Origin of the sequence: Rhodanobacter sp. DHG33, assembly GCF_014843005.1 — a bacterium.
Classification (GTDB): domain Bacteria; phylum Pseudomonadota; class Gammaproteobacteria; order Xanthomonadales; family Rhodanobacteraceae; genus Rhodanobacter_A.
Window position 1 is genome coordinate 108417 of sequence record NZ_JACYXM010000007.1, and the last position, 13971, is coordinate 122387.

At 64.8% G+C, this 13971-nt stretch carries 11 protein-coding genes; 5 read left to right on the forward strand and 6 right to left on the reverse strand.

Translation table 11 applies throughout. The annotated features are described in order from the left end of the window. Window positions 1–64: 64 nt before the first annotated feature. From IHE46_RS17235 to IHE46_RS14620, 3 genes are all read right to left on the reverse strand, one after another. Window positions 65–1369 carry a DUF4325 domain-containing protein gene (locus tag IHE46_RS17235; RefSeq protein ID WP_192165392.1) on the reverse strand — a complete coding sequence of 435 codons (1305 nt, stop codon included), beginning with the start codon at window positions 1367–1369 and terminating at the stop codon, window positions 65–67. Between the two features lie 84 nt (window positions 1370–1453). Further along, on the reverse strand, window positions 1454–3124 hold the full coding sequence (gene hutU, locus IHE46_RS14615; RefSeq protein ID WP_192165393.1) for a urocanate hydratase: 1671 nt from the start codon (window positions 3122–3124) through the stop codon (window positions 1454–1456). A gap of 124 nt (window positions 3125–3248) precedes the next feature. Then, the gene (locus IHE46_RS14620; protein ID WP_192165394.1) at window positions 3249–4895 is read right to left on the reverse strand and encodes a DUF4034 domain-containing protein; all 1647 of its coding nucleotides are present in this window, start codon (window positions 4893–4895) and stop codon (window positions 3249–3251) included. A 218-nt stretch (window positions 4896–5113) separates the two neighbouring features. Here IHE46_RS14620 and IHE46_RS14625 point away from each other — a divergent pair, with 218 nt between their 5' ends. Together IHE46_RS14625 and IHE46_RS14630 are read left to right on the forward strand one after the other, a co-directional pair. Continuing rightward, window positions 5114–6208, forward strand: coding sequence for a catalase family peroxidase (locus IHE46_RS14625; RefSeq protein ID WP_192165395.1), 1095 nt, complete (start codon window positions 5114–5116; stop codon window positions 6206–6208). Beyond that, window positions 6205–6750, forward strand: a complete 546-nt coding sequence (locus tag IHE46_RS14630) for a cytochrome b (RefSeq protein ID WP_192165396.1) — start codon at window positions 6205–6207, stop codon at window positions 6748–6750. Before IHE46_RS14625 ends, IHE46_RS14630 begins: the two co-directional genes overlap by 4 nt. 37 nt (window positions 6751–6787) lie before the next feature. Here IHE46_RS14630 and IHE46_RS17240 read toward each other — a convergent pair whose 3' ends face one another. Then, window positions 6788–8149 (reverse strand): S41 family peptidase, encoded by a 1362-nt coding sequence (locus tag IHE46_RS17240; RefSeq protein WP_192165397.1) that lies wholly within the window; start codon window positions 8147–8149, stop codon window positions 6788–6790. 167 nt (window positions 8150–8316) lie between these two features. Further along, complete coding sequence (locus tag IHE46_RS14640; protein ID WP_192165398.1) at window positions 8317–9726, reverse strand: GDSL-type esterase/lipase family protein; 1410 nt, start codon at window positions 9724–9726, stop codon at window positions 8317–8319. Window positions 9727–10260: 534 nt separating this feature from the next. Here IHE46_RS14640 and IHE46_RS14645 point away from each other — a divergent pair. Both IHE46_RS14645 and IHE46_RS14650 read left to right on the forward strand, forming a co-directional pair. Beyond that, the gene (locus IHE46_RS14645) at window positions 10261–11772 is read left to right on the forward strand and encodes a DNA-3-methyladenine glycosylase 2 (protein WP_192165399.1); all 1512 of its coding nucleotides are present in this window, start codon (window positions 10261–10263) and stop codon (window positions 11770–11772) included. Further along, window positions 11769–12341 (forward strand): methylated-DNA--[protein]-cysteine S-methyltransferase, encoded by a 573-nt coding sequence (locus IHE46_RS14650; RefSeq protein ID WP_192165400.1) that lies wholly within the window; start codon window positions 11769–11771, stop codon window positions 12339–12341. Before IHE46_RS14645 ends, IHE46_RS14650 begins: the two co-directional genes overlap by 4 nt. Here the strand turns inward: IHE46_RS14650 and IHE46_RS14655 are convergent. Further along, on the reverse strand, window positions 12286–12636 hold the full coding sequence (locus IHE46_RS14655) for a hypothetical protein (protein WP_192165401.1): 351 nt from the start codon (window positions 12634–12636) through the stop codon (window positions 12286–12288). The two genes, IHE46_RS14650 and IHE46_RS14655, sit on opposite strands and share 56 nt — an antisense overlap. A gap of 48 nt (window positions 12637–12684) precedes the next feature. Between IHE46_RS14655 and IHE46_RS14660 the strand changes: the two genes are divergently transcribed. Beyond that, a complete protein-coding gene (locus tag IHE46_RS14660; protein ID WP_192165402.1) occupies window positions 12685–13956 on the forward strand; it encodes an ectonucleotide pyrophosphatase/phosphodiesterase in 1272 nt (423 codons plus the stop codon). The last annotated feature ends 15 nt before the right edge of the window (window positions 13957–13971 follow it).

Consider the following 13971-nt stretch of genomic DNA (forward strand, 5'->3'; position numbering starts at 1 on the left):
AATTCTCAAAGCTTCAACATCAACAAAAATATACTCTGGACTCTAATTTCTGTGAAATTATTGCTCACACATCATCAAGCCCCTGAGAAACCCTTTCCTTTATGGCTGAATTTATTATCTGCTTGCACGTACCGTTCACCTCTTTGTATCGAATCCTCGATCCAAATTCAAGCGGCCCAAGAATAAGAAAAAGTTTGCCGAACACCTCATCCGCGAACGATGAAGCAATTATTTTCACTCCCGAGAAGTCAATCTCAAGATCCGCAGATTGATCACTTTTTAAGAGATTGGCGATCAGATTACGCACTTTTTCACCAGTAACTCTGTTACCGAATGTTGGCGCGCACTCTGTTAGAGATAAGCGCAACGTATTTGCATCACCTGAAAATTTTTCTTCAATATAGCTAGACGGCGAATGCCCCCAAAGGGCTGTCGGCAAATCTATCTCTTCTGAAATTGGCAGCTGAAGTTCGACAACGGTACCAACAAGAGGAGGAAAGAAATCACGAACAGCCACTTTCCCATCAATAACAGTCACTCGAGCGCCACCTGAGGTCAAAGCAAATTGACCTTTCGACGCCAGAGTAATAGCGACGCAACCAGCCAAACCATTTCCTTGACCGAAATTCGGTTTACTGGTGACGCCCTTTTGAATCGCCTGCTCTAGCGCAACCCTATCATTTCGAAGATCGGGAAATCTTGCCATCATCGACCCAGGAACCCCCACCCCCGCATCGACAACAATCAGCGAAAGATTTCCGCTTGCTTTAAATGTGTTTACTTGAAGTAATCCATCGCTCGTCTCAGCATGATGCAAAACGTTGCCCGCAAGTTCATTTAGCGACCACTCCAGTGCCGCCGGAACATTTTTCGCCATCGACAAATTGCGTATAGCGACCTCAATCGCCTCATTGACTGAAAAGTTTAGCTCATCGTCATTGGTATACTGACGAAGTGGAAGGCTGTTGTACCCATTAACCGCTGGCCCATTGAATCGCGTGGGATCAATTGCATGAAACCACCCCTCAAACCGTATCAGCCTGTTGAGATCAACAGAAAAAGGTGGCGTAATGACGAAGTCAACACCCATACCCTGATAGGTTCGAACAAGTGCAATAAGCGGAACTATCCCATTCGGATAAATAATATCGGACTTCTTAAAGTCCAGAATGATCCTCTTTTTATTTTCACGATGAACTAGATACCAGATGGCTTTTCTTACGCGGTCAAATTCATCCCAATTAAACCGCTTCCCCATGTATATGGTGTCTTTTGAGGCGGAAATCCTGCCTTTGTTCGATTGACCATACTTATTTGGAGCCGAGCCACTATCCATTTCCCCTCCAAAGCTAACGGGGGTCGGATTCACTTACCCCTTCCAGAGAAGCCCCCTCACTCTAGAAAGAAGTCCACCGCCAAAAGAGGCCAGGCTTCAAGCCTGGCCTTTCGATGCTCAGAGCATCGGCAACTTCAACCCCTGCTCCTTCGCACACTCCACAGCAATCTCATACCCCGCATCCGCATGCCGCATCACCCCGGTACCCGGGTCATTCCACAACACCCGCGCAATCCGCTTGTCCGCCTCGGCGCTGCCGTCGCACACGATCACTACACCGGAGTGCTGGCTGTAACCCATACCCACGCCGCCGCCATGGTGCAGCGACACCCATGTGGCGCCGCCGGCAGTGTTGAGCAGCGCGTTGAGCAGCGGCCAGTCGGACACGGCGTCGCTGCCGTCCTTCATGGCTTCCGTCTCGCGGTTGGGGCTGGCCACGGAGCCGGAGTCGAGGTGGTCGCGGCCGATCACCACCGGCGCCTTGAGCTCGCCGTTGCGCACCATCTCGTTGAAGGCCAGGCCCAGCTTGTGGCGCTGGCCCAGGCCCACCCAGCAGATGCGCGCGGGCAGGCCCTGGAAATTGATGCGCTCCCTGGCCATGTCCAGCCAGTTGTGCAGGTGCTGGTCGTCGGGGATCAGCTCTTTCACTTTCTGGTCGGTCTTGTAGATGTCCTCCGGGTCGCCGGACAGCGCCACCCAGCGGAACGGGCCCACGCCGCGGCAGAACAGCGGGCGCACGTAGGCGGGCACAAAGCCGGGGAAGGCGAAGGCGTTGGCGCAGCCTTCGTCCTTGGCCATCTGGCGGATGTTGTTGCCGTAGTCGAAGGTGGGGATGCCTTGCGCGTGGAAGGCCAGCATGGCCTCCACGTGCTTTTTCATGGATTGCTTGGCGGCCTTGGCGGTGCCGGCGGGGTCACTCTTGCGGCGCTCGGCCCACTGCTCCAGCGTCCAGCCCTGCGGCAGGTAGCCGTTGACGGGGTCGTGCGCGCTGGTCTGGTCGGTCACGGCGTCGGGCTTCACGCCGCGGCGCACGAGTTCCGGCAGCACATCGGCGGCGTTGCCCAGCAGCGCGATGGATTTGGCCTGGCCGGCGGCGGTGTACTTGGCGATGCGCGCCAGCGCATCGTCGAGGTCGGTGGCCTGCTCGTCCACGTAGCGAGTCTTGAGGCGGAAGTCGATGCTCTTCTGCTGGCACTCGATGTTCAGCGAGCACGCGCCGGCCAGCGTCGCCGCCAGCGGCTGCGCGCCGCCCATGCCGCCGAGGCCGGCGGTAAGTATCCACTTGCCCTTGAGGCTGCCGCCGTAGCTCTGGCGGCCCATCTCCACAAAGGTTTCGTAGGTGCCCTGCACGATGCCCTGCGAGCCGATGTAGATCCACGAGCCGGCCGTCATCTGGCCGTACATCATCAGGCCTTTCTTATCGAGCTCGTTGAAGTGCTCCCAGTTGGCCCAGGCCGGCACCAGGTTGGAGTTGGCGATGAGCACGCGCGGCGCGTCCTTGTGCGTGGGGAACACGCCCACCGGCTTGCCGGACTGCACCAGCAGGGTTTCGTCGTCGCCCAGCTCGCGCAGGCTGCGCAGAATGGCGTCGAAGCACTCCCAGTTGCGCGCGGCGCGGCCAATGCCGCCGTACACCACCAGCTCCGCCGGGTTCTCCGCCACCTCGGGGTCGAGGTTGTTCTGCAGCATGCGGAACGGCGCCTCGGTGAGCCAGCTCTTGCAGCTCAGCTCGGTGCCGCGCGGCGCGCGGATGGTGCGGGTGGTGTCGATGCGGGTGGGGGCGTTCATGGCAATCTCGCAAAACCAGAGAAAACCCGATTGTGGCGAGCCACCCGGCGCGTGAAAAGGCGCGCTGCGGCATAGCGGCGGAAAAACCTGCGGGGAGCGTGGGTCGCGCCCGCGGGTACCCCGTCTAGTGGCTTTTTGGCGCCGGCCCTGCAACCACCTTTTGCGGCGACTTGGCGAGAAGTTCGCGCATATGGTTGATCTGCCATTGCATGGAGGGGTCGTTGCCGAATTGCCTCACAAAATACTGGTAGGTGTCCTCCAGGCCGGCGCGCGGCTGGGTCTCCTGAATGGTCGCCCGCATCACCCACCCTGCCGGGCTGCCGGGATATTTGCGGATGATGCGGTCGGTGATGTCCCAGGCTTTGTCCCACTCGTGCGTCTGGTCCATGTAGAGGCTTCCTAGCGGGCCGAGCACATCGATGTTGTCGGGATCCATCGCCAGTGCGTGCTCAAGGTCCTTTTCGGCGTTCGGGCTGTCCCCCCGCATCATGTAGACGGTGCCGCGCAGCTGGTAGTTGGACGGGTCCATGGGATTGGCGGCGATGAGGCGATTGGCATCGTCGAGCGCCATCTGGGATTCGTCCACGCTGACGAGGTTGCTATCCCGCTGCCTGCGCGTATCTAGTGCGCCCGGCAGAAAGCGCATCACCTCGGACAGGTAGACCACCGCAAGGTCGGGGTGTCCGTTCTCACTGGCGGTCTTGCCGGCGCTGCCAAGGAGAGCCGTGCTGGCCACATTGTCGAATACCGTGGGGTACGCCGACCAATCAACCGACGACTCGCAATTGCACACGTCATATCGGTAGGCCGGCCCTGCGGCGAGCACGATGGCCAGCAACGGGTTCTGCTTTATATGCGCCTGCGCTTGCTGGGCGACGCGATCCATGGCGGCCAGCGAACCACCCCAGCGCGGTTCGGCGGCGTGGCTCAACATGCCGTAAATGGCATAGTTGTCGGGCGCCGCTGCAAGACCAAGGCGCGCTGCACGACGCATATAGCCGCTGCCCAGACTCATCGAACCGGCATAGATCATCGCGACATAAGTTGGCGTGATCTGGGGGTTCAAGGCCATCGCGCGCTGCAGATCCGTGTCGGCCCGCTCCAGCAAGCGATCCATGGCGTCGATGTTGCTTTGCGGCGTCTCGCTTATATAGTCGGCGCCACGCGCCTTCCAGGCCATGGCCACATACGCCGTACCACTGGCGGCATAGGCAAAAGCGCTGGAGGGCGATGCACGCTTCCAGGCATCGAGTGTTTCACGGACGTCTAAAGAACCGTCTTCGAACGCGGCGAAATACGTGTGATCCAAGAACCCATGCGAGTCGGGGCGGGTAAGCTGGGCCTGGAGAACCTGCGCAAGCTGGCGATCGAGTTCGGCGGCATGTCCGCTCTGGATGAGCGCCCGTGCCTCGTCGAACGAGAGCGTCTTATGCAGGTGGTACTGGCAATAAGCCTCGACCGCCGCCGGCGACCAGTGGCTGCGCGGCGGATCGGGGTAGCTGAGGCAGCGCTGCAAGGGGTCGGCGACGGTCTCGGCACTGCGGACCTTGGCGAGAAAGGCGTGCACTTCGTCGGGAGTGAAGGCGGGCCCGGCATGCCTGCGCAGCATGATGGGATGCTGTATGCGTGAGCCGGCGGGTTGCGCTTCCTTGGCGGCCGTCGTCAGGAATAACGGCATCTCGCTGCTGACAAACCAGCAGAAGGCACTAAGGCCTGCGATGCCCACCAAGGCCAGCGCAACGATCAGTGCGGTGCGTCCATGCGTCGACATGATTCGCCTCTCCCCCCAAGGCACGAAGGGCATGACAGTAGCACCGCGATGCGAAGGTTGTCAGTGACGCGCGCCGACTGCGCACTCCGCGTAGCGACATGTTTTGATAATGCGGGTAACCCCGGACGAAGACCGGACGAATATCCCGGAAGCAGCCGTGGTCGGCGCACCACGCGCCAGCCACACCCGCCGCTATTTCAATTGTTCCGGAGCACCTGATGCCAGAGTCACCGACGTCCCAAAAACGACCGCGCCACCTGGGTGCCTGGGTGCTGATCGTCGCCGTTATCGCCGTAACAGTGACGGCCTTCGGCTACGTCGGCGGCTGGCTCGCGCCGCAGCGGCTCACGCCGAAGCGCCTCGTCGACCAGTTCGAGACCAATGCCGGCGTGCATCCCGGCTACCGGCGCAACCACGCCAAGGGCGTGTGCGTGGCCGGGTACTTCGAAAGCAACGGACAGGCCGCGCCGTACTCGGTGGCGCAGGTGTTCGCACCGGGGCAGCGCACGCCGGTGGTGGGCCGCTTTGCGATACCGGGCAGCAACCCGTATGCGCCGGACAGCAGCATCCCCATCCGCAGCATGGCGTTGCGCTTTGCGCTGGCGAACGGCCAGCAGTGGCGCACCGGCATGAACAGCATGCCGGTGTTTCCGGTGGCGACGCCGCAGGCGTTCTACGCACAGCTGCAGGCGCAGCAGCCTGACCCGGCCACCGGCAAGCCCGATCCGCAGAAGGTGGCGGCGTTCTTCGCCGCGCACCCGGAAACGGCGGCCTTTCGCGCCTGGGCGAAAACCGCGAAACCCTCGGCCAGCTTCGCCACCGAAAGCTATTGGAGCCTCGATGCCTTCGTGTTCACTGGGCCGGATGGCCAGCGCCATGCGGTGCGCTGGCAGATGGTGCCGCAGTCTGCGAGTGACGACGCTGCCGCACCGGCAAGCGACGTCGACTATCTCGCGGCCGATCTGCACCAGCGCCTTGCGCATGGTCCGCTGCAGTGGAAGCTGCTGGTGACGCTGGCCAACCCGGGCGACCCCACGGATGACGCCACCAAGACCTGGCCGGCCGATCGCCAGATCATCGACGCCGGCACGCTGGTCGTCGACAGCGAGCAAGCGCAGGACAGCGGCCCGTGCCGCGACATCAACTACGACCCGACGGTGCTGCCGAACGGCATCGCACCCTCCGACGACCCGCTATTGCCTGCGCGCTCGGCGGCCTATGCCGACTCCTACTTGCGCCGCACCAGCGAGGAAGCGCACCTGCCGGGCAGCGCCCGCCCCTCGGCGACCACGCCGCCGGAGACGCAGCGATGAAAAACACCACCGGTCTGTTCGCCCTGCCCGCCCGCATCCTGCATTGGCTGATGGCGGCGATGATTCTTGCCATGCTGTTCATTGGTGTCGGCATGGTGGCGTCGGTATCCGAGCGCCACGCGTGGCTGTTGCGCATCCACAAACCGCTGGGCATCGCGATCCTGCTGCTGGCGGTGGTACGGCTGGCCGTGCGCCTGCGCTATCCGCCACCGCCGCTGCCGGCGGATCTGCCCGTGCTGCAGAAACTGGCGGCGCACGCTTCGCACTGGCTGCTCTACGCGTTGATGATCGCGATGCCGCTGGTGGGCTGGGCAATGCTCTCGGCCGGCGGTTATCCGGTGATGCTGAGCGATGCGCTGCGACTGCCGCCGATCTTCCCCACCAGCCCGACGGCCTTCGCCATCCTGCGTCACCTGCACAGCTGGCTGGCGATGCTGCTGTTCCTCACCTTCCTCGCGCATATGGCGGCGGCGCTGTACCACGGGCTGATCCGGCGCGACGGGGTGTTGGCGAGCATGGTGGGGAGAAGGCGCGGCGCGTGACGCGACACGCGCCACGGATCATGTGACCCGTGCCGGCTCAGCGATGGCAACCCGGCTTTTGCTGCAGCCATGCCTGGGCTACCGCAAGCGTCGCATCTCCCTCGGCATCGGAGGTGGTTACCGGCACGTCCGGCTGCAGCTTGCCGCCATAGACCTGCCCCGTGCGATCCACGTCGACGGCGGTCGTCAGGAAAATCTTGCTGCCGTCGGGCAGCGCGAAACCGGCATTACCCGTGCTGAGTCCGGCCGTGGGCTGACCGAACGATCGCGTGTCGGGGCGCCCACGGAAGGCCACGGCCACCACTTCGCCGGAGCTGGCCGTGTGCGGTCCGTAAAGCACGGCCACCGCGGCATGTTCCAGCGCTGGCACCTGCGGCGATGCCGGGTCGAGCGGGTTGGACGCCGCAAAGCTGTCCAGGTGCCCGTCGGCATAGCGGAAACCACCGAGCGCCCCATCGCCAAGCAAGGGGCGTAGCCCCGCCAGCATCGGATGCATGTTGCCGCCCGTATCGCCGCGAAGATCGACGACCCAGCCGCATCGTGCCTGTGGCGCCAGCTTGGCGATGGCGTCCAGCATGTCACCCACGAAGGCGTGGCTCGCATCCGCATTCATGCCGCTGTAGCCCGGCATCTCGATGTAACCGATACCACCCGGCTGCAATCGGACAGCGGAAAGCGATGTCGCCCCGCCCTGGGTACGATCCTGACGAACATCCCCTCGCTCCATCAGGAAACTATGGTGGTCGCCCAGCTTCGCCAGCAGGGAGCGGATGACCGGGTGGACATCCGCCGGGGACTTCGCCTCCCTGGACATGGCATGCAACGCGGGTATCAGCTGTTCCCAGTCGATGTCGCGCGCATGCAGTGCGTGTGTACGCACGATGTGGATCGCGGCATCGAGCACGGCTTCCGGCGCTACCACGGCAGCATCGGGCTTTCCGGCAACCACGAGCCGGAAATGCCTGGCGACGACTTCGCCGTTGCCATTGAGCATCGTGCCGAACACCACGCGCGCAGCAGTCGCCGGCACGTCGATCCGCACCTCGCGATGCGCACCCGACACCGTGCCGAACACAGGCATCCGCTGAGAGCTGGCGAAAGCCACCGCCTTGTGGGCAGCGTCTTCCGCACGCATCCATATCTCTGCACCGCGCGCCACGTCGCGTGTATCGAGATCGGCGGAAAGTGCGAGCGTGTAGTTGCGATACGCCGTGGCATCCCGGGCAGCCAGCGAGCTACCGAACTTCGCGGGATCGGCGTCGCGTCCCGTCACTGTGACCGTTGCGCCGGAGTCGCTGGTCACGTCGCCCGATCCATCCACTGCGTAGTGCTGGCGGTCGCTGCCAGTCACCTTCCACGCATCGGGCACGTGCCCGGTGCCCTCGGCGGCAAAGGCCACGTTGCAACACAGGATGCACGCGGCGACGAATGAACGGTTCATGGCATCCCTGCAGTCATCCGGAATGCGCGGAAGCTACGCCACCTGGGTGGGAGCAGGCAATCCTTGCGTGCGCCGTCGGAACTCGAACAACTAGTCGCACGAGGAATGTCCGAAACGGCACGATCTCAATGGCAGCCCTGCGGCGCTTGCAGCTTCGCATGGAACAGCGCGTCGTAGGCCAGCGTGCCCATGACGGCGTAGCCGCGATCGTTGGGATGCAGGCCCGCGTCACCCGCGCAGACGGTGGCCATGCCTACCGGCAGCGGGGACTGTTTCGCGACCAGCGGCGGCGGCGCATACGTGCCCGCCACTCCGTCGGCGAAATCGACCACGCCATCGAACGCGCCCGAGTGGCGTATCCACTGGTTGACCTGCAGCCGCACGGCCTCGCGCTGCGGGCTGTACCAGCCGGGGAAGCCGGCGAACGGCGTGACCGTGGCGGCATAGATGCGCAGGTGATGCCGGTGAGCGACGTCGGCCAGCATGCGCATGGAGGCGATGAGGTCGCCGGCCGAGGCGCCGTTGGGATAACCGGCGGCGTCGATGCCGCGATTGATGTCGTTGGCGCCGAACAGCACGACCACGTCGGTGACGCCGGGGCGGTCGACCACGTCGCGCAGGTAGCGCTTGAGGCCGGAGGTGCCGGCGCCGGGTGAGCCGATCTGGTCGGTGGTGAGTTCGTCGGCGCTGATGCCGGCATTCACCACGGCGGCCGCTTCACCCTTCTGTTGGGCGACGCGCGCGAGCACGGCCGGCCAGGAGGCGGTGGGCGCGCTGGCGAGGGCGCCGTCGGTGATGGAATCGCCGAACGCGACGATGCCGCGGGTGCTGGCCGGCACTTCGACTTCGACGGCGTCGAGCAGATAGATGTGGTCGTCGTCCTTGGTGTGCGGCAGCGCTTTCGCGGCAGCCTGCTGCGCCAGCGAGGGTTGCTGCATGGCGTCGCCATCGACAGCGTAGGTGGTGTGGGCCTGTTCCATCGGATGGAAGTCGGCGAGCTGCGTCGGCGCGGCGAAGTAGAGGCTGACCACCACGTTGGATAGAGCCGGTACATGCAGTTCCACCGGATCGCTGACGGCTTCGCTGCCGGGCGCGAGGGTGATGGACGGCTTGCCGCCGTCGAAGCTCAGTTTCTTGTCGCTGACTGGTTCGATCGCCGATAGGTCATTGGCTTGGCTAGCACCGAGGGCGATGCGCGCGGCGCTGACGATAAGAGGTGTGCGGCCATAGTAGTTCGACAGGCGGATGCGCACGCGTTCGCCGCCGGTGCTGACGTTTACGGCCTGGCGCAGGGTCACGTGCTCAACGGTGGCAACTTGGTCCAGCGGTTGGCCGTAGGCGTCCAATGCGGGCTTGCCATCGCTACCGGTGATCTGCACGTAGTTCGAGGTCATCGACTGGCCCCAGGTGGCGACCCATTTCTGCGTTGCCGGTTTCGCGATGGCCGCGCTGAAGGGGAGCGACAGGCAGGCCGCCAGCAAGGTGGCCAGCAGGGAGGTGCGTGAGGGGTAGGTGCTTCGGCGTGCGTGGGGCATGGGTACATCCCGCGGAGATGGAGCCGTACTGGATCGTTTGGCAGTTTGGAGCGGGTGTCAATGTGGAGGGGGAATCGTTGTGGTGCTTGAGGTGTTCGAAACTTCGATTCGTTTTCCGCAGGGCGATGTGAATTTTTGTGTCTTGTTGCAAGCGACAGAGCGGTTTCGGTCGCCTGCCGGCGCCCGAGTTACTTCTCTTTGCTGGCCCAAAGAGAAGTAACCCAGAGAAATGGCCTTGTGTAATCCGCCGGAACTACAAGCGGGCGGTGTCGAGGACATTGGAACTACGCTCGGCGACACGTCCTGCACAGCGGCCACACCTCGCCGTATCTGGGAACTGAGGGAAACATTTGGGAACTGAGGGCAAGACCCTGGGGCGCTTCGCTCTGCATGTCTTGCTCGTCATTCCGGCGCAGGCCGGAATCCAGTAGCGACAAGGCCTGGACAAGGGTTGCCTGGGTGGGGCGGCGGACCCATGTCATAGATGTCCGAAAACGGCGAGTTTCGCCGGGATGGCGGTGCTAGCCTGCAGTCATGAACGATTACCTCGCCACCACCCTGCCCGATGCGCGCACCTGCGAACAGGCGCGGCTGAGCCGCGATGCGCGCTTCGACGGGCTGTTCTTCACCGCCGTGCGCAGCACGGGCATCTATTGCCGGCCGGTGTGTCCCGCGCCGTCGCCGAAGCGGGAGAACGTGCGCTATTACGCCAGTGCGGCGGCGGCGGAAGCGGCCGGTTTCCGGCCCTGCCTGCGCTGCCGTCCGGAGCTGTCGCCGGGCAACGACGTGTGGCAGCGCGGCGACCATGTGGTGGCGCGGGCGCTGAAGCTGATCGAACACGGCGCGCTGGATGAAGGTTCGCTGGAGCAGCTCGCCGCGCGCGTCAACGTGGGTGCGCGGCAGTTGCGCCGGTTGTTCACCGAACGGCTGGGCGCGCCGCCGATGAGCGTGCACACCACGCGCCGCCTGCTGTTCGCGAAGCAGTTGCTGACCGAGACGGCGATGCCGGTGACGGAGGTCGCGCTGGCGTCGGGCTTCCGCAGTCTGCGTCGTTTCAATGCCGCGTTCGCGCAGGCAAACCACATCGCACCGCGCGAACTGCGCCGCCAGCCGCGCGCGGCGAAAAGCGATGCGCTGACGCTGCGACTGGCATACCGGCCGCCGTTCGATTTCGCCTCGCTGCTCGACTTCCTGCGCGGCCGCGCGCTGCCCGGTATCGAGCAGGTGGACGACACCACTTATGCGCGCGTGTTCGGCCCAGCCGACGCGCCGGGTTGGCTGCGCGTCTCCGCATGGCCCGGCAGCGAGCATGCGCTGAAGCTGGAACTGCACTGTCCGCACCCAGCGCAGATCCAAGGCGTGGTGTCGCGCGTGCGCCGGCTGTTCGACCTGGATGCGGATCCGCGCGCGATAGCCGATGCCTTGCGCAGCGAGACCACGTTGCGCCCGCTACTACGCAAGCGTCCGGGCCTACGGTTGCCGGGCAGCTGGGATGGTTTCGAGATCGCGGTGCGCGCCATCCTCGGCCAGCAAGTGAGCGTGGCTGCAGCGCGCACGCTGGCCACGCGTCTCGTGCAGCGTCATGGCATGGCACTAGCCGCGGCGCCGTTGCCCGGACTGGACCGCCTGTTCCCCACACCCGAAGCGCTGGCGGATGCCGACCTGCGCGCGCTGGGCGTGACCACCGCGCGTGCCGAAACGATACGCGGCGTGGCGCGCGCCCTGCTCGATGGCCGCGTGGATTTCCGCGCGGAGCAGCCGCTGGACGAATTCGTGGCGCGCTGGGTCGCACTGCCGGGCATCGGCGAGTGGACGGCGCATTACATGGCGATGCGCGCACTGAGCCACCCCGACGCCTTCCCCGCCGCCGACCTGATCCTGCGTCGCGCCGCGGCAGGCAGCGGCGATGCGCTCAGTACCAAGGCGCTGAACGCGCTCGCCGAAGCATGGCGGCCGTGGCGCGCCTATGCCGTGATCCATCTGTGGCGCGCCAGCAGTGACGCCGCGCCGACACCCCGCACAAAACGCAAGGGAGCCGACCTATGAAGACCCAGGAAACCATCTGGTACGACGAACTGCCCACGCCCATCGGCCTGCTGCGCCTGGTGGCCGATGCCAAGGGCCTGCGCGAGGTGTGGTTCGAGGGCGGCAAGCACCAGAAGTCGCCCGACCCGAGCTGGGTGCACGACCCGGGCAAGCTCGCCTTCGCCCGCGTGCAACTGGAGGAATATTTCGCCGGCGCACGGCAGACGTTTTCGCTGCCGCTGCACCCCGTGGGCACGCCGTTCCAGCTTTCGGTGTGGCACGAGCTGGCGAACATCCCCTACGGCGCCACGATCAGCTACGGCGAAATGGCGCGGCGTATCCGCCAGCCGCAGGCGATGCGCGCGGTGGGCGCCGCAAACGGCCGCAACCCGCTGCCCATCGTGCTGCCCTGCCACCGCGTGATCGGCGCCAACGGCAGCCTCACCGGCTTCGGCGGCGGCCTGCCGGTGAAGCATTTCCTGCTAGCGATGGAGGCGCAGGTCGCCGACGGCGACCTGTTCGCCCCGACGCCGCTCAGTGGCCATTCTGCGACGACGCCCCAGACGAAGCTGCATCGCGGTACTGGTTGACCTGATCCTGCTGCCGCGCGTTGTCGCGCTGCTGCTGCGCCTGGTCGGCCTGCTGCATCTGGGTGCGCGCGTCCGAACCCTGCGCCAGCGGCTGCTGCGCCATGTTCGACACGTTCTGGCGCTGCTGGGCCTGCTGCTGGTTCTTCTGCACCTGGTCGTTCACCTGCTGCTGTTGCGCGGTCTGCTGGAAGCGCGCGTTGGCCGGGGTCGTGGTCTGCGCCGATGCCGCGCCGGCAACCGCCAGCAGGCCGGCCAGCAGCAGGGCCCCACTACGAAAGAAACATGCGGTAGTCATGGTTCTGGGCGATCATTGGGGGAGGTATTCGCATCGTATGGCATCCGCATGAACCTCCTGTCACGCCTGTTCCTGGTTTCCGTTATCGCATTCAGCGCCGGTTGCGCCACGCAACCCACCCCGCCCGCCACGCCGGCGCAGGCCGCCGGGGCCGCACAACCCGCGCCGCTGCTGCTGGTTTCCATCGATGCCTTCCGCGCGGACTACATCGACCGCGGTCTCACGCCCACCCTGGCGGCGCTGGCGCAGAGCGGCGTGCACGCCGACGCGATGCAGCCCTCGTTCCCCTCGCTGACCTTTCCCAACCACTACACGCTGGTCACCGGCCTGTACCCGGACCACCACGGCATCGTCAACAACACCATGGTCGACCCGGTGCTCGGCAAGTTCACGCTGAGCAACCGCAAGGCCGTGAGCGACGGCCACTGGTGGGACGGCGGCGCGCCGATCTGGGAGGACGCCGACGCGCACGGCCTGCGCACCGCCACCATGTTCTGGCCCGGCGCCGAGGCCGACATCCACGGCAGGCACCCGGATTACTGGATGCCGTACAACGGCGACGTGACGCCGGACCAGCGCGTGGACCAGGTGCTGGCGTGGCTCGACCTGCCGGCCGGCCAGCGGCCGACGTTCCTCACCCTCTATTTCGATGCGGTCGATCATGCCGGCCACAACCACGGCCCGGATTCGCCCGAGGTGAACCAGGCGCTGCGCGACACCGACGCCGCGCTGGCGCGCCTGGTGGCGGGGCTGCAGCAGCGCGGCCTGTTCGACCGGATGAACATCATCGTGCTCGCCGACCACGGCATGGCCAGCAACCCGCTGCCGAACAGCGTGCTGATCGACAAGCTGATTCCGCTGGACGAAGTGAACACCGTCAGCCTCGACATCGTGGCCGGCTTCAACCCGAAGCCGGGTTACGACTTCGCCGCGATTGAGCACACGCTGGAGCAGCCGCAGCAGCACATGCAGTGCTGGGACAAGACGCGCATCCCGGCCCGCCTGCACTACGGCAGCAACCCGCGCGTGCCGCAGCTGGTGTGCCTGGCCGACGTGGGCTGGCGCATCACCACCACCGAGCGCCTGGCCAAGCACAAGGGCCACATCAGCATCGGCGAGCACGGCTACGACAATGCCGACCCGCGCATGCGCGCACTGTTCATCGCGCACGGCCCGGCGTTCCAGGCCGGCCTGCGCTATCCGGAATTCCCGAACGTGGACGTCTATCCGCTGATGACCCACCTGCTCGGCATCCCCGCCGACCGGAACGACGGCGACTACGACCAGGTGAAGGGCATGCTCAAGCCCGCGGTGCAGTAACGCACCGGCAAGGAC